Source organism: Pseudomonas sp. ITEM 17296 (assembly GCF_028895205.1).
Lineage (GTDB): Bacteria > Pseudomonadota > Gammaproteobacteria > Pseudomonadales > Pseudomonadaceae > Aquipseudomonas > Aquipseudomonas kermanshahensis.
In genome coordinates this window covers 91,529-116,126 of the sequence record NZ_WJRS01000017.1, presented here as the reverse complement: position 1 = coordinate 116,126, position 24,598 = coordinate 91,529, and the positions used below count along the sequence as shown (strand labels likewise).

The window sequence follows — 24,598 nt, the reverse complement described above, 5'->3', positions numbered from 1 at the left end:
ACTCCTGGCGCTATTTCTCGAAAGGTTTCACAAATGTGATTCTAGGCTCTTTCCACGGCCCCTCGACGCGGTAATGCACGCTGGCAAAGCGTGAGACCCGGTCGCCGATCAACCGATCCACAAGGAACAGCGCGCCCCCGACTGCCGGAGCACCGACGATCAAAGCGGCCAACGGCAGGTTGTTGGTGACCGGCAGGGTCACTTGCAGGTTGGCATCCACCCGGTCACGGACCATGTCCAGGGTGCCCTCGAGCTCGAAATTGCTCGAAGGGCCGGTCACCGTAATCGGTTCACGGGTCACGTACACGCCATTACTGGCCACCAGCAGGCCTTTGACCCGGTCATAGGCCAGGCCTTTTTCGAACAGGTCGGAGAAGTCCAGGCGCAGGCGACGGCCGATGGAGTTGAAATTGAGCAGGCCGAACACGCGCAAGGCCTGGGCACTGCCTTCGACTTCGACAAACTGGCCGGTACGCAACGCCGCGTCCATGCTCCCGGAGAAGCGGTTCAGGCCCACCCAGGCAGGCGAACCGGGCCAACGGCCATCGACATCCAGGCGGAAATCGCGGCTGGTTACGGTAGGCGCGAACCCCCACGCCTTGAGCACATCAGCCAGGTTCTTGCCATCCAGGCGCCCTTTGTACCAGCTGCTGGTGCTGCCCGGCTGGCCTTCCCAGCCACCGCCGCCGTCGATGCGCAGGCCTTTGAAGTCCAGGTCGATATCGTCTGCCGACACGCCGCGCGCGGTTGGGCGCAGCTTGATCGAGGCGCTGCCGAACAGGTCGTCGCCGCGGTAGAGCTTGTCGATGCTCAGGTCCAGCGCAGGTACCTTGCGCGGGTCGAACGAGGCCAACGGGTCAGGCCCTTCCTCGGCCTGGGCCTGGGCCGGGTCGGCCGCCGGCAGGCGCAAGGTCTGCAAGCGAATCGACATGGGCGCGCCCTTGGCATCCGGCACGCGTGCGTTGCCGATGACTTCCTTGCTGTCCAGCCGCAGGTCCCACGCAGGGCCACCCCGGGCCAGGCGTACTACCGCCTGGTTGAGGTCCATGCCGAAGGCCTTCAGTTGGCCAATGCTCAGGTCGACGCTTTGCAGGATCTGCCGCGCACTGCCACCGGGGTCATCACCGCCCAGGCTGGCCACCTTGGCCTGCCAGGGGGCCAGGTCGAGTGTTTCCAGGCGCCCACGTACGCGCAAGCCCTGGCCGGCCGGTACTTGCGCCTGCCCCGTGCCCAGCAGCAATTCGCCGCGGCCCTGGGCCAGCTTGTCGGAAGGCGCGGCATAGGCGAAGCGCGCGAGGTCGGCATAACCGGCGTCAATGCGCCGCTCCGAGCCTTGCAGGTTCATGCTGAAACGGCTGTCGCGGGTGTCCGCAGCGGCCTTGCCAAAGGGCGCAGGCAAGTCGATGGCAAGGCCCTTGAGTGAGGAATTGACGCTAAGGCTGTTGTCCCGGCTGCCCAGGTTGAGCTGCAACTGGTACGGCAAGTCGCCCGAGGCCGGCAAGGCCTGGTTGAATTGCAGCCACTCGGTCAGCGCCTTCAGCGCGACCTGGCCATTGGCGTTGATGCGAGTCTGCATCTGCCCTGGCGCGCCCTCGGCAACGATCTGCGCGGTGACCGGCTTGCCGAACGCCTGCAAGCTGATGTTCTTGCCACTGAGCCCTTTGTCCAAATCGAAGCTGAAATCGCCCTTCAGGCGGTTCAACTCCAGGGTAGGCGGGGCCACCTTGAGGCGGGCATCAGCGGTGGCGAAGTCCACCTGAACCTTGGGCCGTTCCCCATGGGCCAGAGGGATATCGAGCTTGACCTTGCCCTTGAGCGGGCCCTCGCCTTCCCAGCCGGCGAAGATCTCGCCCGTGCCGATCGGCGCCTCTTTGAGAATTTTCAGGCCGTCGTCCAGGCCGCCGTCGAAATCACCATCAAGGTAAAGATGGCTGTGCTGGTCACCCTCGACGTGGGGGATGTCGACACTGACGTCACTGACCTTGGTGTCGAGCAACAGGCCATGGTGAGCCTTGATGCGCACACCGCTGTCCTCGATCAGCACATCACCGTCCACCTGTTGCACCTGTGGCCAGCCGGGCTGGAAGTCCAACACCGCGTCGCGCACCTTGAAGAACAGGCTGATACTGCGCGCCTCTGGCGCGGCGCCATGGTTCAGCGAGCCCTGGTACTGGAAGTAGCCCTCGTCCACGGTGCCTTTGACGATCGCACTGCGCAGCCATTCGTCGAGGGCCGGGCTCAGCACTTCGGGCAGGTACTTGGCCGTGTAGCGGCCATCGCCCTCGGTCAAGCCGACGCGCAGGTCCATGTAGTCTTCGCGGCCCTCTTCGAACAGCAGGCGAATGAGGAAGTCACCGGCGATCTTGCCCTCCTCGCCCAGTACCTTCAGGTAGGGCGCGACGAGGGTGAAGCCTTCTTTGTCGAGGGCCCAGGTCAGGCGCGCATTGGCCTGCTGGTAATGCCAGGGTTTGGCGAAGATCGGGTACAGGTGCAGCATGAACGCATCAGTATCCAGCCGCAGCTCGCCGTGGCCCAGGTCACCACTGACGCTGCCGCTGACATTGCCGGCCGCCGGGGCACCGTGGTAAGCGTTGAAACCAACCTTCTCCAGGTTGGCGGCAAACTGCAGGCGCTGGTCGCCTTCGGCTTTGGGCCGCGCCTCCAGGCGCACGTTGCGCAGCGCGCCGGTGACGTTCAGGCCATCGACCACGGCCATGAGGTTGTCCGGCAGCGGTGCCAGGGCATCGATCAACGGGGTCAGGGGGGTGAGGTCGAGGCGATCGGCCTGCACTTGCCAGCGCTCATCAGCGGGGGCCTGACCTGGGCGCTGACGTAACTGAAGGTGGGATTCCCAACGGTTCTTGCCGATATTCATGGCCAGGGAATCGACCATGACATCAAAACCTTGCTCGTTGCGCTGGAACCACGCAGACAACGCCAGGTTCTCCAAGGTCGCGGCTTTGCGCTCGGCGTAAGCGCCTTGTAGCTGGGGCGCATTGAGCCGGACCACGGCTTGCTGCAACTGGCCTTTGCCCCAGTCGACCCAGAACTCGCCACCCGCGCGCAATGCGCTGGCGTGCCACTTGCCCAGCAGGCTCGGCGGCAACCAGCGTGCCCAATCGCTTTGCGGCAGGCTCAGGTAGGCGGCAACCTGGCCATCGCGCCAGGCCTCGGCCGACGCGCGGCTGCGCAGGTTCAGCGCCAGGGGCTGGCCGTCAGGCAGCGTGGCGCGCAGGTCGAGGGCCTGGCGCGAGGCACCGGCCTGCAAGCCCACGCTCACGTAGGTCAAGGTCAGGGGGTCGCGCTGCCAGGGATGCAGGGTTACCTGGCTGTCGAACACATCGATGCGCCCCAGTTGGCGCAGGCGCTGCAGCAACTCGGCGGGGTCGAGCGGGGCATCATCCTTCTTTGGCAGCCCTTCGAGGTTCCAGGCGCCTTGCGCGTCTTCGCGCAGGATCAGTTGCAAGCCACCCAGCTGGATACGTGCCAGGCGTACCTCACGGGAGGTCAGGCTGGCCCAGAGGTCTGGCACCAGCTTGACCTCGTCCAGGCGCAACGCGCCAGCACCTTCGCCCAATTGCAGATCGCGAACGCGCAGTACAGGCGCAAGCCCGCTCCAGCGGCCCTCCAGGGCACCAACGTGCACCGGCAAGCCCAACGCTTGCTCGGCCTTGTGCTCGACATCGGCCCGGTATTCGGCCACCAGCGGCACCAGTTGCCGGCCAACGCTAACGTACAGCGCCACCAACACCGCCAGCAGCGCGCAAATGCCCAGCCCCCAGCGGGTCGAGGCGACAAGAACGCGGTTCAGACGTCCCATGGCCATGGCCCTCCAGGTCGTTTATCCATGATGGCCCTAAGTGCCGGTTTTGCCAGCCCGGCCATCCTGTGGCGCGTTTCGCGAAGCCTCAGAGCAGCACCACATCGTATTGTTCCTGCGAGTACATCGACTCGACCTGGAAGCGGATAGTTCGGCCGATGAAGGTTTCAAGCTCCGCAACGTTGCCGGACTCCTCGTCCAGCAGCCGGTCGACCACCTTCTGATTGGCCAGCACGCGGTAGCCCTCGGCCTGATAGGCACGGGCCTCGCGCAGGATTTCACGGAAGATTTCGTAGCAGATGGTCTCGGGGGTTTTCAGCTTGCCGCGCCCCTGGCACGCCAGGCACGGCTCGCACAGCACCTGCTCGAGGCTCTCGCGGGTGCGCTTGCGGGTCATCTGCACCAGGCCCAGCTCGGTAATGCCAATGATGTTGGTCTTGGCGTGATCACGCTCGAGCTGTTTTTCCAGGGTGCGCAGCACCTGGCGCTGATGCTCTTCATCTTCCATGTCGATGAAGTCGATGATGATGATGCCGCCGATGTTGCGCAGGCGCAGTTGCCGGGCAATGGCGGTGGCGGCTTCGAGGTTGGTCTTGAAGATGGTCTCTTCGAGGTTGCGATGGCCGACAAAGGCACCGGTGTTGACGTCGATGGTGGTCATCGCTTCAGCCGGGTCGACCACCAGGTAGCCACCGGATTTGAGCGGCACCTTGCGCTCCAGGGCGCGCTGGATCTCGTCTTCGACGCCGTACAGGTCAAAGATCGGCCGTTCGCCAGGGTAATGCTCGAGGCGATCGGCGATTTCGGGCATCAGTTCGCCGACGAACTGCGTGGTTTTCTGGAACGTTTCACGCGAATCGATGCGGATTTTCTCGATCTTCGGGTTGACCAGGTCACGCAGGGTACGCAGTGCCAGGCCGAGGTCTTCGTAGATTACCGTGGGTGCGCCGCAACTCTGGATCTGGCTGCCGATCTGCTCCCACAGGCGGCGCAGGTAGCGAATGTCCTGCAGGATTTCTTCCGCGCGCGCGCCTTCGGCGGCAGTACGCAAGATGAAACCACCGGCATCCTTGATGTTCTCGCTGTCCATGCAGCTGCTGACTACCTGCTTGAGGCGATCACGCTCAGCTTCGTCTTCGATCTTCAGGGAAATACCGACATGGCTGCTGCGCGGCATGTACACCAGGTAACGCGAAGGGATCGACAACTGCGTGGTCAGGCGTGCGCCCTTGGTGCCGATCGGGTCTTTGGTCACCTGTACCACCAGGGCCTGGCCTTCATGCACCAGCGCGGTAATGTTCTCTACCGCCGAGCCTTCGCGCTGGGAGATCTCCGAGGCGTGGATGAACGCCGCCCGCTCCAGGCCGATGTCGACGAAGGCCGCCTGCATGCCGGGCAGCACGCGCACCACCTTGCCCTTGTAGATATTGCCGACGATGCCGCGGCGCAGGGTGCGCTCGACGTGCACTTCCTGCAGCACCCCGTTTTCCACCACCGCCACACGTGACTCCATCGGGGTGATGTTGATCAGGATCTCTTCACTCATGGCAGGCTCTCGTCAAAGGTCTTGGATAATGATGGATCGCGTACGCGGTACTGGCTACCGCGGGTTTGTTACCTCTGAAGAAAGCGCGGGCACTTGCCAGCAGGCAATGCCGAACTGGGCCAGCAAATCGGCAGTCTCGCTCAACGGCAAGCCGACCACGGCGGAGTAGCTGCCCGTCAGGGCGGTGACGAAGACCGCCGCCAGCCCCTGGATGGCATAGCCACCGGCTTTGTCGGCAGGCTCGCCGCTGGCCCAATAACGGGCGGCTTCATCAGCGCTGATGGTACGAAAACGGACGTTGCTGGTGACGCACAGGCTTTGCCTGCGCTGGCCATCGCTCAGGGCGACAGCCGTCAGCACCTGATGCTCGCGGCCAGACAGGTCGGCCAGCATGGCCAGGGCATGTTCACGGTTTTCGGGTTTACCGAGAATACGGCCTTCGAGGACCACCGCCGTATCTGCGCCCAGGACGACAGCAGGGCCCTGGAGGCAGGCCAGGCCAGCCTCTGCCTTGGCCCGGGCAAGGCGCTCGACATAGGCTGCGGCGCCTTCGTCGGCGAGCGGGGTTTCATCGATGGGGGCGCTGACCGTGGTGAACGGTACGCCGATCTGGGTCAGCAATTCACGACGACGTGGCGAGCCAGAGGCCAGGTAAAGCGGGTTCATGTAGACATCTCCCTGTCAGTCGCGGCAACGCCGTCAATTTATACGCAAGCGTCGGCGCAGGTCGCGCAGGGCAAAGCTGATCCATGGCCAGAGCAAGGCACTGATGACCGCTGACCACACCAGCGCCAAGGTCGGCAGGCGGTTACCGGTCAAGGCACTGAGCCACAGCTGGATCAACTGGGCAATACCGAAAATCACCAGAATCACCAGGCTCTGCTGCCACATCGGGAACATGCGCAGGCGCTGTTGCAATGACAGCACCAGGAAGGTGATCAAGGTCAGGATCAGCGCGTTCTGCCCCAGCAACGTGCCATACAGCACATCCTCGGCCAGCCCTAGCACAAAGGCCGTGGTCATGCCGACCTTGCTTGGGACCGCAAGTGTCCAGAACGACACCAGCAGCGCCAGCCACATAGGCCGGAACACTTCCATGAACTGCGGCATCGGCGAAACGCTGAGCAGCAGGCCGATGGCGAACGTCAGCCAGATGACCCAGCCATTATTACGGCGTGATGCAGCCATCATTGCCTCCGAGGTTGGGCGGGCGCTGCCGCAGGTGCGGCCGGCGCTACAGGCGCTGCAGGGGCCGCGGTGGGCTGCGGGGTAGCGGCTGCAGGTGCTGCAGGCGTCGCCGCCGGAGTAACAGGTGCGCCCTGCTCGCCATTGGCGCCAGGCTGGACGCCGACCGATGTGCCTTTGCGATCGGCCTCTTCCTGCGCGATCGCAGCGTCAGTGGCGCGTTGCTCCGGGCTGCGTCGGTCGCTGAACACCAGCAGCATGTAGCGGCTGCGGTTGAGCGCGGCGGTAGGGATGGCGCGAACGATGGCGAACGGCTGGCCGGAGTCGTGAATCACTTCGTTGACCGTGGCCACCGGGTAACCGGCCGGGAAGCGCTGGCCCATGCCGGAACTGACCAGCAGGTCGCCTTCCTTGATGTCGGCGGTATCGGCCACATGGCGTAGCTCCAGGCGCTCCGGGTTGCCGGTGCCACTGGCGATGGCGCGCAGGCCGTTGCGGTTGACCTGCACCGGAATGCTGTGGGTGGTATCGGTCAGCAACAGTACCCGCGAGGTGTAGGGCATCAACTCGACCACTTGGCCCATCAGGCCGCGGGCATCGAGCACCGGCTGGCCGAGGAACACGCCATCGCGCTCGCCCTTGTTGATCAGGATGCGGTGCGTGAACGGGTTGGGGTCGACGCCGATCAACTCGGCCACTTCAACCTTTTCGTTGACCAGGGCGGATGAGTTGAGCAGTTCACGCAAGCGCACGTTCTGCTCGGTCAGGGCCGCCAGCTTCTGCAGGCGCCCCTGCAACAGCAGGGCCTCGGTCTTGAGTTTTTCGTTTTCCGCGATGAGTTCGGTACGGCTGCCGAACTGGCCTGCCACGCCTTGCCACAAACGCTGCGGCAAATCGGTGATCCAGTACGACTCCATCAATACCAGGCCCATCTGACTGCGCACGGGTTTGAGCACGGCAAAGCGCGCATCGACCACCATCAGCGCGACCGACAGCACCACCAATACGAGCAGACGAACGCCCAGCGAAGGGCCCTTGGAGAAAAGCGGTTTAATGGGCCGTTCCTCGTGGACGACTCAGGAGGTCATTGGACATGGGACAACGCACCAGCCTGGTTGCGGGTTGACGGAAACGACGCCCGGACGGACGCCAGCCCAACGCATACAGGTAGCACTGTGCGTGCTACCTGTAAACCGGGCGCTCAGGAACAGCGAGCAGCATCACTCGCTGGAGAGCAGGTCCATCGCGTGCTTGTCCATCATCTCCAGGGCGCGACCGCCGCCACGGGCGACACAGGTCAGCGGGTCCTCGGCGACGATCACCGGCAGGCCAGTTTCCTGGGCCAGCAGTTTGTCGAGGTCGCGCAGCAGTGCGCCACCACCGGTCAGCACCAGGCCACGCTCGGCGATGTCGGAGGCCAGCTCCGGCGGCGATTGCTCCAGGGCGCTTTTGACCGCCTGGACGATGGTCGCCAGGGATTCTTGCAGGGCTTCCAGCACTTCGTTGGAATTCAGGGTGAAGGCACGCGGTACGCCTTCGGCCAGGTTACGGCCGCGGACATCGACTTCGCGCACTTCGCCACCTGGGTAGGCGGTGCCGATTTCCTGCTTGATGCGCTCGGCGGTGGACTCGCCGATCAGGCTGCCGTAGTTGCGGCGCACGTAGGTCACGATGGCTTCATCGAAGCGGTCGCCGCCGACGCGGACGGATTCGGCGTAAACCACGCCGTTCAACGAGATCAGGGCGATTTCAGTGGTACCACCACCGATATCGACGACCATCGAACCACGGGCTTCTTCGACCGGCAGGCCGGCACCGATGGCGGCGGCCATTGGCTCTTCGATCAGGAACACTTCACGGGCACCGGCACCCAGGGCCGACTCGCGAATCGCGCGGCGCTCTACCTGGGTCGACTTGCACGGCACGCAGATCAGCACGCGAGGGCTGGGCTGCAGGAAGCTGTTCTCGTGAACCTTGTTGATGAAATACTGCAACATTTTTTCACAAACGCTGAAGTCGGCAATGACGCCGTCCTTCATCGGACGAATGGCAGCAATGTTGCCGGGCGTACGGCCCAGCATGCGTTTGGCTTCGGTACCGACGGCGACGACGCTTTTCTGATTGCCATGGGTACGGATGGCAACAACCGAGGGCTCATTCAGGACGATACCGCGCTCACGCACGTAAATAAGGGTGTTGGCAGTACCCAGGTCGATGGAAAGATCGCTGGAAAACATGCCACGCAGTTTCTTGAACATGGGAAAGTGACCCTGGGGAAAGCGTGGGTAAAAAAGTGCGGCAAACTCTAACAATGGCAGGGATTTTGGGCAAGGAGCCAATATGTTAAATTGGTCGTTTTTCCGAGCACGCCAGCAGATGATCGCGGCCGTATGACCGCCAGAATGCCGACATGTTCCTCATCACGGACCCTAATTCCGTTCTTTGTTTCCCCTGGAGATCCCCATGGCGCTTGAACGCTGCGACGTGGAAAAGATCGCCCATCTGGCCCGTCTGGGGCTGAATGATGGCGAACTGCCACGCATTACCGATGCACTGAACAGCATTCTCGGGCTGGTCGACCAGATGCAAGCGGTCGACACCACTGGCATCGAGCCCCTCGCCCACCCCCTGGAGGCCAGCCAGCGACTGCGTCCCGACCAGGTCACCGAAAGCAACCAGCGCGAGGCCTACCAGGCCATCGCACCGTCGACCGAAAGCGGTCTGTACCTGGTTCCCAAAGTCATCGAGTAAGGGATAGAGCCTGCCATGCACCAATTGACCCTGGCCGAGATCGCCCGCGGACTCGCCGACAAGTCGTTTTCCTCCGAAGAGCTGACGGGCGCCCTGCTGGCGCGCATCAAACAGCTCGACCCGCAAATCAACAGCTTCATCAGCGTCACCGAGGAACTGGCCCTGGGCCAGGCCCGTGCCGCTGACGCCCGTCGCGCCGCTGGCGAGGCTGGCGCCCTGCTGGGTGCGCCCGTTGCCCACAAGGACCTGTTCTGCACCAACGGCGTACGCACCAGCTGCGGCTCGAAGATGCTCGACAACTTCAAGGCGCCGTACGACGCCACCGTGGTCGCCAAGCTGGCTGAAGCCGGCATGGTTACCCTGGGCAAGACCAACATGGACGAATTCGCCATGGGTTCGGCCAACGAATCCAGCCACTACGGCCCGGTGAAAAACCCGTGGAACCTGGAGCACGTCCCGGGCGGTTCGTCGGGCGGCTCGGCTGCGGCAGTCGCCGCGCGCCTGCTGCCGGCCACCACCGGCACCGACACTGGCGGCTCGATCCGACAGCCGGCAGCGCTGACTAACCTGACTGGCCTGAAACCGACGTACGGTCGTGTTTCGCGCTGGGGTATGATCGCTTACGCCTCCAGCCTCGACCAAGGCGGCCCGCTGGCCCGCACGGCCGAAGACTGCGCGCTGCTGCTGCAAGGCATGGCCGGTTTCGATACCAAGGACTCCACCAGCATCGAAGAGCCGGTGCCGGACTACAGCGCCAACCTCAACGCTTCGCTGCAAGGCCTGCGCATCGGCCTGCCGAAGGAATACTTCGGCGCAGGCCTGGACCCGCGCATCGCTGACCTGGTGCAAGCCAGCGTCAAGGAGCTGGAAAAGCTCGGCGCCGTGGTCAAGGAAATCAGCCTGCCGAACATGCAGCACGCCATCCCGGCGTACTACGTGATCGCGCCTGCTGAGGCATCCTCCAACCTGTCGCGTTTCGACGGCGTGCGCTTCGGCTACCGCTGCGAAGCGCCAAAAGACCTGACCGACCTGTACAAGCGTTCCCGTGGCGAAGGCTTCGGTGCCGAAGTGCAGCGCCGCATCATGGTGGGCACCTACGCCCTGTCGGCCGGCTACTACGACGCCTACTACGTCAAAGCCCAGCAGATTCGTCGCCTGATCAAGAACGACTTCATGGCCGCGTTCGAAGGTGTTGACCTGATCCTCGGCCCAACCACGCCGAACCCGGCCTGGAAGCTCGGCGCCAAGAGCAGCGACCCCGTCGCCGCCTACCTGGAAGACGTCTACACCATCACCGCCAACCTGGCGGGCCTGCCGGGCCTGTCGATGCCGGCTGGCTTCGTCGATGGCCTGCCGGTCGGCGTGCAACTGCTGGCGCCCTACTTCCAGGAAGGCCGCCTGCTCAACGTCGCGCACCGCTACCAGCAAGTGACCGACTGGCACACCCGCGCCCCCAACGGCTTCTGAGGAGTTCACACATGCAATGGGAAGTTGTGATCGGGCTGGAAATTCATACTCAGCTCGCCACCCAGTCGAAGATCTTCTCCGGCAGCGCCACCACCTTCGGCTCCGAGCCGAACACCCAGGCCAGCCTGGTTGACTTGGGCATGCCCGGTGTACTGCCGGTGCTGAACCAGGAAGCCGTGCGCATGGCGTGCATGTTCGGCCTGGCGATCGATGCCGAGATCGGCAAGCGCAACGTGTTCGCGCGCAAGAACTACTTCTACCCCGACCTGCCCAAGGGCTACCAGATCAGCCAGATGGACCTGCCGATCGTCGGCAAGGGCCACCTGGACATCGCCCTGGAAGACGGCACCATCAAGCGCATCGGCGTGACCCGTGCGCACCTGGAGGAAGACGCCGGCAAGAGCCTGCACGAAGACTTCAGCGGCTCCACCGGCATCGACCTGAACCGCGCCGGCACGCCGCTGCTGGAAATCGTTTCCGAGCCGGACATGCGTAGCGCCAAAGAAGCCGTGGCCTACGTCAAGGCGATCCACGCCCTGGTGCGCTACCTGGGCATCTGCGACGGCAACATGGCCGAAGGCTCGCTGCGCTGCGACTGCAACGTGTCGATCCGGCCAAAAGGCCAGGCCGAGTTCGGTACCCGCTGCGAGATCAAGAACGTCAACTCGTTCCGCTTCATCGAACGCGCGATCAACAGCGAGATCCAGCGCCAGATCGACCTGATCGAAGACGGTGGCAAGGTCATCCAGGAAACCCGCCTGTACGACCCGAACAAGGACGAGACCCGCTCCATGCGCAGCAAGGAGGAAGCCAACGACTACCGTTACTTCCCCGACCCAGACCTGCTGCCGGTGGTCATCGAGGACAGCTTCCTCGACACCATCCGCGCCGGCCTGCCAGAGCTGCCGCCGCAGAAGGTCGAGCGCTTCCAGAGCCAGTACGGCCTGTCGGCCTACGACGCGAACGTGCTGGCATCGAGCCGGGAACAGGCAGACTACTTCGAGCAAGTGGTGAAGATTGGTGGCGACGCCAAGCTGGCAGCCAACTGGGTCATGGTCGAGCTGGGCAGCCTGCTGAACAAGCTGGGGGTCGAGATTGACCAGGCGCCGGTCAGCGCCGAGCAGCTGGGTGGCATGCTGCTGCGTATCAGCGACAACACCATCAGCGGTAAGATCGCCAAAACCGTGTTCGAGGCCATGGCCGCCGGTGAAGGCGATGCCGACAGCATCATCGAGAGCCGTGGCCTGAAGCAGGTCACCGACACCGGTGCGATCGACAAGATGCTCGACGAAATGCTGGCTGCCAATGCCGAACAGGTCGAACAGTACCGCGCCGCCGACGAGGCCAAGCGCGGCAAGATGTTCGGCTTCTTCGTCGGCCAGGCGATGAAGGCGTCGAAGGGCAAGGCCAACCCGGGGCAAGTGAACCAATTGCTCAAAGCCAAGCTCGAAGGGTGAGCTGAAAAATGCGGCGAGGGCTACGCCCTCGTTCGCGGGGCAAGCCCGCTCCCACAGGTATTCCACAGTTTCGAAGCCACTGAAATACCTGTGGGAGCGGACTTGCCCCGCGAAGGCCGCACAGCGGCCCCAATGGCAGCACCGGAGCATCAGACTTGCTAAAACGATCCCTCGGCACCCTCGCCTTGTTCTCCCTGCTGGCCGGCTGTGCCAGCCACGATATCGACCCCCGCGGCTACGACAAGACCGGCACCGCCTCCTATTACGGCTCGCGCCACCACGGCAAACGCACGGCCAGTGGCGAACCTTTCAACCAGCACGGCCTTACCGCCGCTCACCGCAGCCTGCCGTTCGGCAGCCGCGTGCTGGTCACCAACCTCGCCAACCAACGCAGCGTGGTGGTGCGCATCAATGACCGCGGCCCGCATACACGCGGCCGGCTAATCGACCTGTCACGCGCTGCAGCAGAAAAAATCGGCATGCTCCGTAGCGGAACGGCGCGCGTGCGGGTACAAGGTCTGAGCGACTGACCCTACTGGAGCCCTGACCATTTTCGACCTGGCCACCCTTCCCACCTTCAGCCTCCTGCAACTGGGCGTCGCCTTGTTGCTGCTGGCCTGCGGTGCCGAGCTGCTGGTACGCATGGCCCTGCGCCTGGCCTTGCGCCTGCACGTGCGCCCACTGATCATCGGGCTGAGCCTGGTGGCCTTCGGCAGCACCGCACCGCAGCTCACGGTAAGCCTACAGGCCGCCTTCCAGGGCGCACCGGATGTCGCCGTCGGCAGCGTGATTGGCAGCAACATCTTCAACGTACTGGTGATTCTTGGCCTGGCCGCGCTGATCATCCCGCTGCGTGTTTCACGCCAACTGGTTCGTCTGGACATCCCCTTGATGATCGTCGCCAGCGCGCTGGTGTATGCGCTGGCCGCCAATGGCTACCTGGGCCGCGGGGAGGGCCTGCTGCTGTTGCTGGCGCTGGTGGGCTACTTGGTCATGCTCTGGCATCAATCACGCCATTACGCTCGCACCTACCCCGCGCCCAGCAACATCAAGGTCAGTGGTGCACGCTTTTGGTCAAGCACGCTGCTGCAGATTGCGCTTGGCCTTGGCCTGCTGAGCCTGGCCGGCCACTTGCTACTGGAAGCCGCCGTTGAGGTGGCGACTGACCTGGGCCTTTCCGAACGCATCATCGGCCTGACCGTGGTCGCGGTCTGCACGTCATTGCCAGAGCTGGCCGCCGCGATGATTGCCGCCCTTCGCGGCGAACGGGAAATCGCCGTTGGCACGGTGATCGGCAGCAACCTGTTCAACCTGCTGGGAGTGCTGGGCCTGACCGCGCTGATCACCCCTGAACCGCTGTCGATCTCACCCAACGCGCTGGCCTTCGACCTGCCCGTGATGCTGGGCGTCGCCGTCTTGAGCCTGCCCGTGTTCTATTCGGGCTACCGGATCACCCGCGCTGAAGGCCTGGTGTTTCTCTGCCTGTACCTGGCCTATGGGCTGCATGTGGTGGCCTTTACCACCGGCATGCCATTGGCCGGCCGCCTGGAGCGGCTCATGCTGTTCTATGTCCTGCCAGTGCTGGCCTTGGTGCTGCTGTACACCACCGTACGTGCGTGGCGGCGGCAGCACTGAGGCCTGCGGAGGGCGCCACAAGCCCTCAGCCCTGCCGGGCCTTCTTCAACCGGAACGCGACCCAAAGCACCGCAATCCAACCCGGAATCAGCATCACCGAGATGCGAATCGGCGGCGTCAGGTACATCACGACCAGGATCAGCACGATGAACGCCAGGCACAGGTAATTGGTAACCGGGTGCCCCCAGCTCTGGTAGAACGGGGTAATACCCGACGCCAGCTTGGCTTTGCGGAATTTGAGGTGGGTGATGCTGATGCTCGCCCAGTTGATCACCAGCGCCGACACCGCCAGGGCCATCAGCAAGCCAAAGGCTTCACCGGGCATCAGGTAGTTGATCAGTACGCACATGCCCGTGGCAAACGCCGAAACACCCAGCGCCGTCAGAGGCACACCACTGCGGCTGACTTTGAGCAGCTGGCGCGGCGCATCACCCTGGCTGGCCAGGCCGAACAGCATGCGGCTGTTGGCGTAGACGCAGCTGTTGTAGACCGACAGCGCCGCCGTCAGCACCACGACATTGAGGATGGTCGCCACCAGGTCGCTGTCCAGCTCATGGAAAATCATCACGAACGGGCTCCCCCCCTGCACCACCTTCTGCCACGGGTACAGCGACAACAGCACCGCCAAGGCGCCGATGTAGAAAATCAGGATGCGGTAGACCACCTGGTTGGTGGCCTTGGGGATGCTCTGGCGCGGGTTATCTGCCTCGGCGGCGGTGATACCCACCAGCTCCAGCCCACCGAAAGAGAACATGATCACAGCCAAGGCCATGATCAGGCCAGTAACGCCATTCGGGAAGAACCCGCCGTATTGCCACAGGTTGGCCACGCTGGCGTCCGGGCCGCCGTGGCCGCTGCTCAGCAGCCAGGCACCAAAGCCAATCATGCTGACGATGGCCACTACCTTGACCAAGGCGAACCAGAACTCCATCTCGCCGTAGACCTTCACTTGGGTCAGGTTGATGAGGTTGATCGCCACGAAGAAGATCGCCGCCGTCGCCCAGGTGGGGAAATCGGGCCACCAGTACTGCACATAGATGCCCACGGCGGTCAGTTCGGCCATGCCCACCAGCACGTACACCACCCAGTAGTTCCAGCCCGAGACGAAGCCTGCGAACTCGCTCCAGTACTGGTGGGCGAAGTGGCTGAAGCTGCCGGCGACCGGCTCTTCGACCACCATTTCGCCCAACTGGCGCATGATGAAGAAAGCCATCAGGCCGGCGATGGCGTAGCCCAGCAAAACGGAAGGGCCGGCCAGTTGAATGGTCTGGGCGATCCCCAGGAACAGCCCGGTGCCGATGGCCCCACCCAGCGCGATCAGCTGGATATGGCGATTCTTCAGCCCGCGCTGCAAGCGCTCGGGCGTGCTCTGGTCTTGCATGAAGTGTCCTTTAGCTCAGTGAGGCAGTGTTATTGCTGTTATTTGCAGTCAAGGATCTAGATCCATCCGCCCCACTGCAAGATGAAAATACCGATATTGGTGGTGATCGCCGCCATTAGCGTAGTGATCACGATGATCGAAGCCGCCAACTCATGGTTGCCGTTGGCCGCCCGCGCCATGACATAGCTGGCTGCCGCCGTCGGGCTGCCGATATACAGGAACAAAATGCCCAGCTCGGCACCGCGGAACCCGCACAGCCACGCACCCAGTGTGCCGATCAGCGGCAACCAGACCATCTTCACCAGGCTGGCATCGATGGCCAGCCTGCCACTGTCACGCAGCGCCGCCAGCGACAGGGTGCCACCGATGCACATCAATGCCAGCGGCAAGGTCATCTGCGCCAGGTAGTCGCCTGAAGTGAGCAACCAGTTGGGCAACGGCACCTGGCCATAGGCCATGGGCGTTGCCACCAGCACACTGATTATCAATGGGTTGCTGAAGATGTTCTTGCAGATGCTCCACGGGTCGGACTTGAGGTCCGGGCTGTACACCGCTAGCACCACCGCCGACAGCGAGTTGTACAGGAGGATCACCAGGCCTGCCAGCACCGCGCCCAGCGAGATGCCGTAGTCGCCATACAGGCTGGCGGCCAGGGCCAGGCCGATTACGCCGTTGTTGCCGCGAAATGCGCCTTGGGTGTAGATGCCGCGGTCCGCTGGCGGGCAACGCCAAATGGCCAGCCCCCAGGCCACGCCAAAGCCAACCAGGGTGGCCGCGACGAAATACAGCAGCACGCCCGGTTTGACCGCCGTTGCCAGGTCGGCGTGGTAGATGCCGAGGAACAGCAGCGCCGGCATGCAGACGTTGAACACCAGCTGTGAGGCGACGCGGTTGAAGTTGTCGTCGATCAGGTGGATGCGTTTGAGCAGCACGCCCATGAACAGCATGGCGAAGACCGGTGCCGTGATGTTCAGCGTCTGGATAAGAAGGGCGAGCATGCGCAAGCGATCCTGCAGGGGTTGCCGTTAGGGGGCTAATGATACGTCAACGGCTGCGAGTTGCGGGGATCGGGATGCGATACTGGGCAATTTCTGTCAGTGGCGACCCCTTCGCGGGGCAAGCCCGCTCCCACAGGTGCCCACCCTTCTCGGGCTCAGTGGTGTCCCTGTGGGAGCGGGCTTGCCCCGCGAAGGGTCAACGCCGATTCAGCGCCGAACCGGCCGCTTCTGCAGTTTGCGCTGCAAGGTCCGCCGGTGCATGCCCAGCGCCCGCGCCGTGGCCGAGATATTGCCCTCGTGCTCGTTCAGCACGCGCTGGATGTGCTCCCACTGCAGGCGGTCGACCGACATCGGGTTTTCTGGCACCAGGGCATCCAGGTCGGCATGCTCGGAAAGCAACGCAGCCAGTACATCGTCGGCATCGGCCGGCTTGCACAGGTAGTTGCAGGCGCCGCGCTTGACCGCCTCGACCGCGGTGGCGATGCTGGAATAACCCGTCAGGATCACCACGCGCATTTCCGGGTCCAGCTCTAGCAGCTTGGGCAGCAGCACAAGCCCCGAGTCGCCTTCCATCTTCAGGTCCAGCGTGGCGTAGTCCGGCAGGTCCTGCTGGGCCAGGATCAGCCCTTCTTCGGCGGAGCCTGCAGTGCTCACGCGGAACCCGCGACGGCTCATGGCGCGCGCCATGACCCGGGTGAAGGTGGCATCGTCATCCACCAGCAGCAGGTGCGGCAGCTCTTCGCTTTCAAGCTGGGTTTCGTCACTCATCATTCATCTCCTCGCTTGCCATGGGGCAGGCGCAATTCGGTCAGGGTGCCACCCTGCTCATGACTATAGAGTTTCACCGAACCGCCCGCACGCGTCACGCTGGCCTTGCTCAAGAACAGGCCCAGGCCGAAGCCTTTGCCCTTGGTGGTAATAAAGGGTTTGCCAATCGCCTCGGCGATCGCTGGGGGTACACCGGGGCCATGGTCACGGATACTGATGACAATGTCCTGGGCGTCCCAGTCAAGGCGCACCTCAAGGTCGTCCGGACACGCGTCGGCTGCATTGTTCAGCAGGTTCAGCAGCGCCTGGGTCAGGTCCGGTGGCGGGGTCAGGCGCGGTACCTGGCCATCCCTGAGGCGCTGGAAGCGGTAGCTGGCCTCGGGCCGCATCAGGTGCCAACGGTTCAGCGCTTCGTCCAGCCAGGCAGTAACGTCCTGCTCGACCATCGCCAGGCGGCGGTTGGCCTCGGCAGCACGCACCAGTTGCTGCAAGGTCTCCTTGCACAGTTTGACCTGGTCCTGAAGGATCTGCAGGTCTTCCTGCAACAGCGGGTCGGGGTGGTCCTGGCGCATTTCGTTGAGCAGCACGCTCATGGTCGCCAGCGGGGTGCCCAGTTCGTGGGCAGCGCCAGCGGCCTGGGTGGCCACGGCCAGCAACTGCTCATCGCGCAGGCTCTCCTCACGGCGCTCGGAACGCAGCTGTTCCTGGCGGCGGAGTTCTTCGGCCATGCGCGCGGCAAAGAAGGTAATGACCGCTGCCGCCAGGGCGATGCTCAGCCACATGCCGTAGACCTGCATCTTGTCGCGCGCCAGCGGCAGCCCTTCCAGCGGGTAGAACTGCACCAGCAGCAGGCTGTAGGCCGTCAGGGCAATGCCCGAAAGAATCAGCGAATAGAGCCAGGGCAAGGTCACCGCAGCAATGGCCAGCGGCACCAGGTAATACGAAACGAACGGGTTGGTCGAGCCGCCGGAGTAATACAGCAAGGCACTGTGGATCAGCAGGTCACAGGCAAGCTGCAGTGCATATTCCATTTCGGTAACGGGCAGCGACAGGCGCAGGCGCAACGCGGTGAAGGCGCACAAGATGGACGACAGGGCCAGCGTCGCCGCCAGCGAAAACCACGGCAAGGGCAGCAGGTCGGTCCAGTAGGCGACGCCCACGGAGCCTGCCTGGGCAGCCAGGACCAGCACGCGAATAACAGTCAGGCGCCAGAGGTTCTGACGTGTAGCGGACAACGGTTGTACGTCGGCGAGCATGAGCTCTCCTGATGAGTGCTCCAGAAAATCGGCTGGAGTATACCGAAGCCGGGCGCCTCGCTGCAGCGATGCGGCAAAGCGCCACACTTTGTCACAGGTTCATGATGGCACTTTTGAACCCACTACACTGTTCCCGGTCTGATGGGCCATGCGTGGAATGGAGAGCCAGCACCCACGCCCTTTTATTGCCAAGGAGTCTTACATGCAAATCCCTCGTCGCGGCACTGCCTTGATCCTGTCTTGCGGCCTGCTCGCCAGCCTGCCTGCGCTGGCGGCCGATGAGCCGCGCTTCAACCAGGTGTCGCTGCGTGCCGAAGTCAGCAAGGAAGTGCCACGCGACCTGATGGTCGTGACCCTCTACAGCGAAGCGCAGAACACCGACCCGGGCAAACTTGCCAAAGAGATCACCGAGACCATGAACAAGGCTGTGCAGCAGTCTCGCCAGGTCAAGGATGTGAAGATCAGCCAGGGCAGCCGCAACAGCTACCCGGTCTATGACAGCAAAGGGCAGAAGATCACCGGCTGGCGTGAACGCGCCGAGCTGCGCCTGGAAAGCGCCAACTTCCCGGCCCTGTCGCAATTGACCGCCGACCTGCTGCAAGACCTGAAAATGGGCGGCATGGACTTTTCCATCGCCCCGGCCACGCGCAAGGCCAGCGAAGATGATTTGCTCAAGGACGCGGTCAATGCCTTCAAGGCACGCGCACAGCTGGCCACCGAGGCGCTGGGTGGCAAGGGCTACAAAGTGGTCAACCTGAACCTCAACAGCAGCGGCTACCCACGCCCGTACCTGCGCAGCGCACCGATGGCCATGAAAGCCATGGGCGCTGACGAAGCGGCGCCGGCCCCGGATATCGAAGCGGGTACCAGCGAAGTGAGCATGAATGCCGATGGTTTGATCGAAGTTCAGATGCCCTGATCTGAATGGGGCCGCCTTGCGGCCCAATCGCCGGCAAGCCGACTCCTACAGGTGCAGCGCAGATCCTAAGGCTTGCGCTGCACCTGTAGGAGCGGCCTTGCGTCGCGCTGGGCTGCAAAGCAGCCCCAATTCTGCAATTTAAGACATTTCCTACGCACTTTTAAGGTGCGGCTTACAGATTCCTCCCCCTCGAAACATCCTGCAATTGCCATCATTTTGCCCGCGCAAACGTTCAACTTCGTCGAAAGTTATACCGATGCGACATCCATGTACGCTCGTGCCACCTTTCTGGCGCCAACTATCCTTCTGAGTGTTGCATTGGGAACAGCCCCTGCATAAGTATCCTCAGGTCGGCTCACGAGGCCACCTCAATCAAAAATGACAACAATGAGGCCACCATGCTCAAACACGCAGTCATTCCGTTCCTGCTAGGTGCAGGTTTGCTGGCCGGCGCCCCGCTCGCCCACGCAGCGTCCAACCTGGTGTTCTGCTCCGAAGGCAGCCCGGCTGGCTTCGACCCAGGGCAATACACGACGGGAACCGACTTCGACGCCTCGGCCGAGACCGTGTTCAACCGCCTGACCCAGTTCGAACGCGGCGGTACCGCCGTGATCCCGGGCCTGGCGACTAAATGGGAAGTGTCCGACGACGGCAAGACCTACACCTTCCACCTGCGCGAAGGGGTCAAGTTCCACACCACCGACTACTTCAAGCCCACCCGCACATTCAATGCCGATGACGTGCTGTTCACGTTCAACCGCATGCTCGACAAGAACCACCCGTTCCGTAAGGCCTACCCCACCGAATTCCCCTACTTCACCGACATGGGCATGGACAAGAACATCGCCAAGCTCGAGAAGGTCGACGAGCACACCGTGCGCTTCACCCTCAACGAGGTGGACGCCGCGTTCATCCAGAACCTGGCGATGAGCTTCGCGTCCATCCAGTCTGCCGAGTATGCCGACCAGTTGCTGAAAGGCGGCAAGGCCGCCGACCTCAACCAGAAACCGATCGGCACCGGCCCATTCGTGTTCAGCAAGTACCAGAAAGACGCGCAAATCCGCTTCAAGGGCAACAAGGACTACTGGAAACCCGAGGACGTGAAGCTCGAAAACCTGATCTTCGCCATCACCACCGATGCCTCGGTGCGCATGCAGAAGCTCAAGAAAGGCGAGTGCCAGGTCACGCTGTTCCCGCGCCCGGCCGACATCGAGCCGCTCAAGGCCGACAAGAGCCTGCAGATGCCGCAACAGGCCGGCTTCAACCTCGGCTACATTGCCTACAACGTGATGGACAAGATCAAGGGCAGCAGCGTGCCCAACCCCATGGCCAAGCTCGAAGTGCGTCAGGCACTGGACATGGCGGTGGACAAGAAGAAGATCATCGAATCGGTTTACCAGGGTGCCGGCCAGCTGGCGGTAAACGGCATGCCGCCTACCCAGTGGTCCTATGACGACAGCATCAAGGACGCCCCCTACGACCCGGAAAAGGCCAAGCAGTTGCTCAAGCAAGCCGGCATCCCGGAGGGCACCGAGATCACCCTGTGGGCCATGCCCGTGCAACGCCCGTACAACCCCAATGCCAAGCTGATGGCCGAAATGCTGCAATCGGACTGGGCCAAGATCGGCATCAAGGCGAAGATCGTCAGTTATGAATGGGGCGAGTACATCAAGCGCTCCAAAGGCGGTGAACAGGGCGCCATGCTAATCGGCTGGAGCGGCGACAACGGTGACCCGGACAACTGGCTAGGTACGCTTTATGGCTGCGATGCGATCGACGGCAACAACTTCTCCAAGTGGTGCTACAAGCCCTACGACGACCTGATCAAACAGGCCAAAGCCACCTCTGACCAAGCCAAACGCACCGAGTTGTATCAACAGGCGCAGCACATCCTCAAGCAGCAGGTGCCGATCACCCCGATCGCCCACTCCACCGTGTACCAGCCCATGAGTGTCAAGGTGAAGGACTTCAAGATCAGTCCGTTTGGGCTGAATGCCTTCTACGGCGTCAGCGTGGACAACTAATAGGGTAGCCCCCGGCACCCGCCGCGCGGCGGGTGCCTGCCCCACCACAGCCAACCTCCATAACGCCTGCCTGCTGCTACCCGCAGCGGGATAGGCAACCTGTTGCCGCCATTCGTACCCCGAGGCGGCGAAACAGACGAACAAGGACTTGCCATGCGCCATGCCACCGCCGTTTCGACCCTGCTCGCGCTGGGCCTGATGAGCCAATCCCCGGCCCTGCTCGCGAAAAACCTGGTGTTCTGTTCCGAAGGCAGCCCGGCGGGTTTCGACACCGCCCAGTACACCAGCGCCACCGACAACGACGCCGCCGAGCCGATCTACAACCGCCTGGTCGAATTCGAACGCGGCGGCACTGCCGTGCACCCGGCCCTGGCAACCAAATGGGACATCTCCGAGGATGGCCTGCGCTACACCTTCCACCTGCGCGAGGGCGTCAAGTTCCACGCCAACAAGGCGTTCACCCCAGGCCGCGACTTCAATGCCGACGACGTGCTGTTCACCTTCAACCGCATGCTCGACAAAGGCCACCCGTTCCGGCTGGCCTACCCCACCGAGTTCCCCTACTTCGTCAGCATGGGCCTGGACAAGAACATCGCCCGCATCGAGAAGGCCGGCCCGCTGACCGTGGTGTTCACTCTGAACAAGGTCGACGCCGCGTTCATTCAGAACCTTGCCATGAGCTTCGCGTCCATCCTGTCTGCCGAATACGCCGAGCAATTGATGACCCGCGGGCGCCCTAGCGACATCAACCAGCAGCCCATCGGCACCGGGCCGTTCGTGTTCCAGCGCTACCAGAAGGACGCGCAGATCCGCTTCAAGGGCAACAAGGACTATTGGGCTCCGGATGAGGTGAAGATCGACAACCTGGTGTTCTCGATCAACACCGACCCTTCGGTGCGCATCCAGAAGCTGCGCCGCAACGAATGCCAGGTCACCTTGCACCCTCGGCCGGCCGACCTGCCAGCGCTCAAGGCCGACAAGACGCTCGAGGTGCTGCAACGGCCCGGCTTCAACCTCGGCTACATCGCCTACAACACCCAGCACCCGCCCTTCGACCGCCTGGAAGTGCGCCAGGCCATGGACATGGCAGTCAACAAGCAGGCGATCCTGCAGGCGGTGTATCAGGACTCCGGGCAACTGGCAGTGAACGCCATGCCGCCCACCCAATGGTCCTATGACGACAGCCTCAAGGACGCTCCCTTCGACCCGGAAAAAGCCAAGCAACTGCTCAAGCAGGCCGGGGTCAAGGACGGCACCGAAGTCACCCTATGGGCCATGCCGGTGCAGCGCCCGTACAACCCCAACGCCAAGCTGATGGCCGAGATGCTCCAGGCCGACTGGAACAAGCTGGGCTTCAAGGTGCGCATCGTCAGCTACGAATGGGGCGAGTACCTCAAGCGCATGAAAAGCGGCGAGCACGACATCGCCCTGATCGGCTGGACCGGTGACAACGGCGACCCCGACAACTGGCTCGGCACCCTCTACAACTGCGACGCCATCGGCAGCAACAACTACTCCCTGTGGTGCGACCCGCAGTACGACAGCCTGGTCAAGCAGGCCAAGCAGGTGACTGACCGCGACCAGCGCACCGCCCTCTACCGCCAGGCCCAGCAGCGGCTCAAGCAACAGGTGCCGATTACCCCGGTGGCGCATTCCACGGTGAACCAGCCGATCAGTGTCAAGGTTTCCGACTTCAAGGTCAGCCCCTTTGGCCGCAATGATTTTTCCGGTGTGAGTGTTGATTGATTTTTCAACCTGCGCCGGCCTCTTCGCGGGTAAACCCGCTCCCACAGGTTCCCCACGAAGAGGTCAGTGCAGGCAACACCTCTCCCCCTGATTAGCCCGGCAACCCCAGGCAAACCTGGCAACACCGCAGCAAAACACCCGGCTCACAAGGCCGGTAATAACTAGAAAAAGGAAAGGGAGCTTTCACCTTGAGAATATTCACCTCAACCGCACTGGCCTTAACCATCGGCAGCTTTTGCTCCGTGGTCGGAGCCGACCCTCAGCGCCAGGACTACGTCCCGCTCACCCTCAAGACAGGCAGTGAGCAAGACCAGGCGACCGGCTTCGTCGACGGCCAGAGCCTGTCTGGCTCTACCCGCAACTGGTATGCCCGCGAGCGCGCCGCCCGCGGGCCGTTGTGGAAGTACTACAAAAGCGACGGCACCCGCCACGACACCCACAGCCGCGAGAACTGGCTGCAAGGCACCATCCTCAACTACAGCTCGGGCTTTACCCAAGGCACCGTGGGCTTTGCCGTCGAGGCGGCCGGCTACAACGCCGTTGCCCTGCTACAAGACCGCGAGGCCATCGCCGGCCCCAACAACCGGACGCTGACCCACAGCGACGGCGACCCCATCGGCCAGTGGAGCAAGCTGGGCCTGGGCAACATCAAAGCCCGTGTGTCCAACACCACACTCACCGTCGGCCGCCAGTCGGTGGACACGCCGATGATCGCTTACATCGGCAACCGCGCCCTGCCTTCGAGCTTCCAGGGTGCCTTTCTGCACAGTGCCGAATTCGACAACCTCTCGTTCGACCTGGGCACCTTCGACCGCGTCTCGCCGCGCACCGAGCAAAGCCTCAGCAAGTTCCGCAGCGAGTATGGCGCCGCTGGCGTCGAGACCGACCGCGCCAGCACCACCGGGGTCAACTACCAGCCGTTCAAGAGCCTGACCACCAGCCTGTACGCCACCAAAGTCGACGACTTCTGGAACCAGTACTACTTCGGCGCCAACCACGTGCTGGGCGACAGCGCCGTACTCAGCCTGAGCACCGGTCTGAACTACTACAAGACCGTGGACGAAGGCAGCAAGAAGATGGGTGAGATCGACAACGACACCTACAGCCTGTCGCTTGGCCTGACCCACCAGGCCCACACACTCTCCGCCGCCTGGCAGCAGGTCAACGGCAACGAGTACTTCGACTACCTGCACGAAACCAACGGCATCTACCTGGCCAACTCGCTGCTCTCGGACTTCAACGGCCCCAACGAGAAATCCCTGCAGATTTCCTATGTGCTGAACATGGCGCCCTACGGCGTGCCGGGCCTGAAGTTCAACCTGTACAACGCCCGCGGCTGGGGCATCGACGGCACCCACTACCGCGGCACCGCCTATGACGTGAAGGGGCTGGACGGCGAGACCCACTACGAGTGGGGCATCGGCACCAGCTACGCGGTGCAGAGCGGCCCGCTGAAAGACACCAGTATCCGCGCCACCTACACCGCACACCGCGCCAGCAAGGCCCAGGCCGATGGCAGCCTGGACGAGTTCCGCGTGGTGACCACCATTCCGTTCAACATCCTCTGACCCATGACGCCACGGCCTGCTTCGCCCACTGAAAAAAACAGGCCGTGGCGGCTACGCTGGAATCAAAGCTTGCAGGG

Annotated in this window: 19 protein-coding genes; 9 read left to right on the top strand and 10 right to left on the bottom strand. The window is 63.1% G+C overall.

Going from position 1 to position 24,598, the window contains the following annotated elements; translation table 11 throughout:
* Positions 1-10: 10 nt before the first annotated feature.
* From GIB19_RS18745 to mreB, 6 genes are all read right to left on the bottom strand, one after another.
* On the bottom strand, positions 11-3,826 hold the full coding sequence (locus GIB19_RS18745) for a YhdP family protein (RefSeq protein ID WP_274887568.1): 3,816 nt from the start codon (positions 3,824-3,826) through the stop codon (positions 11-13).
* Between the two features lie 82 nt (positions 3,827-3,908).
* A complete protein-coding gene (gene rng / locus GIB19_RS18740) occupies positions 3,909-5,366 on the bottom strand; it encodes a ribonuclease G (RefSeq protein WP_027595592.1) in 1,458 nt (485 codons plus the stop codon).
* A gap of 54 nt (positions 5,367-5,420) precedes the next feature.
* Positions 5,421-6,032 (bottom strand): Maf family protein, encoded by a 612-nt coding sequence (locus GIB19_RS18735; protein WP_099428390.1) that lies wholly within the window; start codon positions 6,030-6,032, stop codon positions 5,421-5,423.
* A 33-nt stretch (positions 6,033-6,065) separates the two neighbouring features.
* Complete coding sequence (gene mreD / locus GIB19_RS18730) at positions 6,066-6,554, bottom strand: rod shape-determining protein MreD (RefSeq protein WP_027595590.1); 489 nt, start codon at positions 6,552-6,554, stop codon at positions 6,066-6,068.
* On the bottom strand, positions 6,554-7,576 hold the full coding sequence (gene mreC / locus GIB19_RS18725) for a rod shape-determining protein MreC (protein ID WP_446731393.1): 1,023 nt from the start codon (positions 7,574-7,576) through the stop codon (positions 6,554-6,556). The genes mreD and mreC overlap by 1 nt, the downstream gene beginning before the upstream one ends.
* 195 nt (positions 7,577-7,771) lie before the next feature.
* Complete coding sequence (mreB, locus tag GIB19_RS18720; protein ID WP_003255163.1) at positions 7,772-8,809, bottom strand: rod shape-determining protein MreB; 1,038 nt, start codon at positions 8,807-8,809, stop codon at positions 7,772-7,774.
* A gap of 205 nt (positions 8,810-9,014) precedes the next feature.
* Here mreB and gatC point away from each other — a divergent pair, with 205 nt between their 5' ends.
* The 5 genes from gatC to GIB19_RS18695 all read left to right on the top strand — a co-directional run bounded on the left by gatC (position 9,015) and on the right by GIB19_RS18695 (position 13,861).
* The gene (gatC, locus tag GIB19_RS18715) at positions 9,015-9,302 is read left to right on the top strand and encodes an Asp-tRNA(Asn)/Glu-tRNA(Gln) amidotransferase subunit GatC (protein WP_027595588.1); all 288 of its coding nucleotides are present in this window, start codon (positions 9,015-9,017) and stop codon (positions 9,300-9,302) included.
* 15 nt (positions 9,303-9,317) lie between these two features.
* On the top strand, positions 9,318-10,769 hold the full coding sequence (gatA, locus tag GIB19_RS18710; RefSeq protein ID WP_274887557.1) for an Asp-tRNA(Asn)/Glu-tRNA(Gln) amidotransferase subunit GatA: 1,452 nt from the start codon (positions 9,318-9,320) through the stop codon (positions 10,767-10,769).
* A gap of 11 nt (positions 10,770-10,780) precedes the next feature.
* Entirely contained in the window at positions 10,781-12,226 is a 1,446-nt protein-coding gene (gene gatB / locus GIB19_RS18705; RefSeq protein ID WP_085272653.1) for an Asp-tRNA(Asn)/Glu-tRNA(Gln) amidotransferase subunit GatB, read from the top strand.
* 155 nt (positions 12,227-12,381) lie between these two features.
* A complete protein-coding gene (locus GIB19_RS18700) occupies positions 12,382-12,756 on the top strand; it encodes a septal ring lytic transglycosylase RlpA family protein (RefSeq protein ID WP_027595585.1) in 375 nt (124 codons plus the stop codon).
* A 61-nt stretch (positions 12,757-12,817) separates the two neighbouring features.
* Positions 12,818-13,861, top strand: coding sequence for a calcium/sodium antiporter (locus GIB19_RS18695; protein WP_027595584.1), 1,044 nt, complete (start codon positions 12,818-12,820; stop codon positions 13,859-13,861).
* A gap of 25 nt (positions 13,862-13,886) precedes the next feature.
* On the opposite strand, the gene GIB19_RS18690 is transcribed toward GIB19_RS18695, so the two are convergent.
* The 4 genes from GIB19_RS18690 to GIB19_RS18675 all read right to left on the bottom strand — a co-directional run bounded on the left by GIB19_RS18690 (position 13,887) and on the right by GIB19_RS18675 (position 18,264).
* Positions 13,887-15,242, bottom strand: coding sequence for an amino acid permease (locus GIB19_RS18690; protein ID WP_027595583.1), 1,356 nt, complete (start codon positions 15,240-15,242; stop codon positions 13,887-13,889).
* A 56-nt stretch (positions 15,243-15,298) separates the two neighbouring features.
* Positions 15,299-16,240: an AEC family transporter gene (locus GIB19_RS18685; RefSeq protein WP_085272652.1), complete on the bottom strand. Its 942-nt coding sequence runs from the start codon at positions 16,238-16,240 to the stop codon at positions 15,299-15,301.
* A 207-nt stretch (positions 16,241-16,447) separates the two neighbouring features.
* Positions 16,448-17,008, bottom strand: coding sequence for a response regulator transcription factor (locus GIB19_RS18680; protein WP_027595581.1), 561 nt, complete (start codon positions 17,006-17,008; stop codon positions 16,448-16,450).
* Positions 17,008-18,264, bottom strand: coding sequence for an ATP-binding protein (locus tag GIB19_RS18675; RefSeq protein ID WP_027595580.1), 1,257 nt, complete (start codon positions 18,262-18,264; stop codon positions 17,008-17,010). Before GIB19_RS18675 ends, GIB19_RS18680 begins: the two co-directional genes overlap by 1 nt.
* Positions 18,265-18,466: 202 nt before the next feature.
* Between GIB19_RS18675 and GIB19_RS18670 the strand changes: the two genes are divergently transcribed.
* The 4 genes from GIB19_RS18670 (at position 18,467) to GIB19_RS18655 (ending at position 24,521) form a co-directional block, all read left to right on the top strand.
* Positions 18,467-19,183 carry an SIMPL domain-containing protein gene (locus GIB19_RS18670; RefSeq protein ID WP_027595579.1) on the top strand — a complete coding sequence of 239 codons (717 nt, stop codon included), beginning with the start codon at positions 18,467-18,469 and terminating at the stop codon, positions 19,181-19,183.
* A 398-nt stretch (positions 19,184-19,581) separates the two neighbouring features.
* Positions 19,582-21,207 carry an ABC transporter substrate-binding protein gene (locus tag GIB19_RS18665; protein ID WP_186675606.1) on the top strand — a complete coding sequence of 542 codons (1,626 nt, stop codon included), beginning with the start codon at positions 19,582-19,584 and terminating at the stop codon, positions 21,205-21,207.
* Between the two features lie 153 nt (positions 21,208-21,360).
* On the top strand, positions 21,361-22,953 hold the full coding sequence (locus GIB19_RS18660) for an ABC transporter substrate-binding protein (RefSeq protein ID WP_274887550.1): 1,593 nt from the start codon (positions 21,361-21,363) through the stop codon (positions 22,951-22,953).
* 188 nt (positions 22,954-23,141) lie between these two features.
* Complete coding sequence (locus tag GIB19_RS18655) at positions 23,142-24,521, top strand: OprD family porin (RefSeq protein ID WP_274887548.1); 1,380 nt, start codon at positions 23,142-23,144, stop codon at positions 24,519-24,521.
* Positions 24,522-24,598 lie beyond the last annotated feature (77 nt).

What these genes read in the sequence shown, in the direction of transcription:
- GIB19_RS18665 (WP_186675606.1), top strand. Translation starts at nt 19,582, where the DNA reads ATGCTCAAACACGCAGTCATTCCGTTCCTGCTAGGTGCAGGTTTGCTG.
- GIB19_RS18680 (WP_027595581.1), bottom strand. Translation starts at nt 17,008, where the DNA reads ATGAGTGACGAAACCCAGCTTGAAAGCGAAGAGCTGCCGCACCTGCTG.
- GIB19_RS18670 (WP_027595579.1), top strand. Translation starts at nt 18,467, where the DNA reads ATGCAAATCCCTCGTCGCGGCACTGCCTTGATCCTGTCTTGCGGCCTG.
- mreB (WP_003255163.1), bottom strand. Translation starts at nt 8,809, where the DNA reads ATGTTCAAGAAACTGCGTGGCATGTTTTCCAGCGATCTTTCCATCGAC.
- gatB (WP_085272653.1), top strand. Translation starts at nt 10,781, where the DNA reads ATGCAATGGGAAGTTGTGATCGGGCTGGAAATTCATACTCAGCTCGCC.
- rng (WP_027595592.1), bottom strand. Translation starts at nt 5,366, where the DNA reads ATGAGTGAAGAGATCCTGATCAACATCACCCCGATGGAGTCACGTGTG.
- GIB19_RS18660 (WP_274887550.1), top strand. Translation starts at nt 21,361, where the DNA reads ATGCGCCATGCCACCGCCGTTTCGACCCTGCTCGCGCTGGGCCTGATG.
- gatC (WP_027595588.1), top strand. Translation starts at nt 9,015, where the DNA reads ATGGCGCTTGAACGCTGCGACGTGGAAAAGATCGCCCATCTGGCCCGT.
- mreD (WP_027595590.1), bottom strand. Translation starts at nt 6,554, where the DNA reads ATGGCTGCATCACGCCGTAATAATGGCTGGGTCATCTGGCTGACGTTC.
- GIB19_RS18735 (WP_099428390.1), bottom strand. Translation starts at nt 6,032, where the DNA reads ATGAACCCGCTTTACCTGGCCTCTGGCTCGCCACGTCGTCGTGAATTG.
- GIB19_RS18745 (WP_274887568.1), bottom strand. Translation starts at nt 3,826, where the DNA reads ATGGCCATGGGACGTCTGAACCGCGTTCTTGTCGCCTCGACCCGCTGG.
- GIB19_RS18685 (WP_085272652.1), bottom strand. Translation starts at nt 16,240, where the DNA reads ATGCTCGCCCTTCTTATCCAGACGCTGAACATCACGGCACCGGTCTTC.
- GIB19_RS18690 (WP_027595583.1), bottom strand. Translation starts at nt 15,242, where the DNA reads ATGCAAGACCAGAGCACGCCCGAGCGCTTGCAGCGCGGGCTGAAGAAT.
- gatA (WP_274887557.1), top strand. Translation starts at nt 9,318, where the DNA reads ATGCACCAATTGACCCTGGCCGAGATCGCCCGCGGACTCGCCGACAAG.
- GIB19_RS18675 (WP_027595580.1), bottom strand. Translation starts at nt 18,264, where the DNA reads ATGCTCGCCGACGTACAACCGTTGTCCGCTACACGTCAGAACCTCTGG.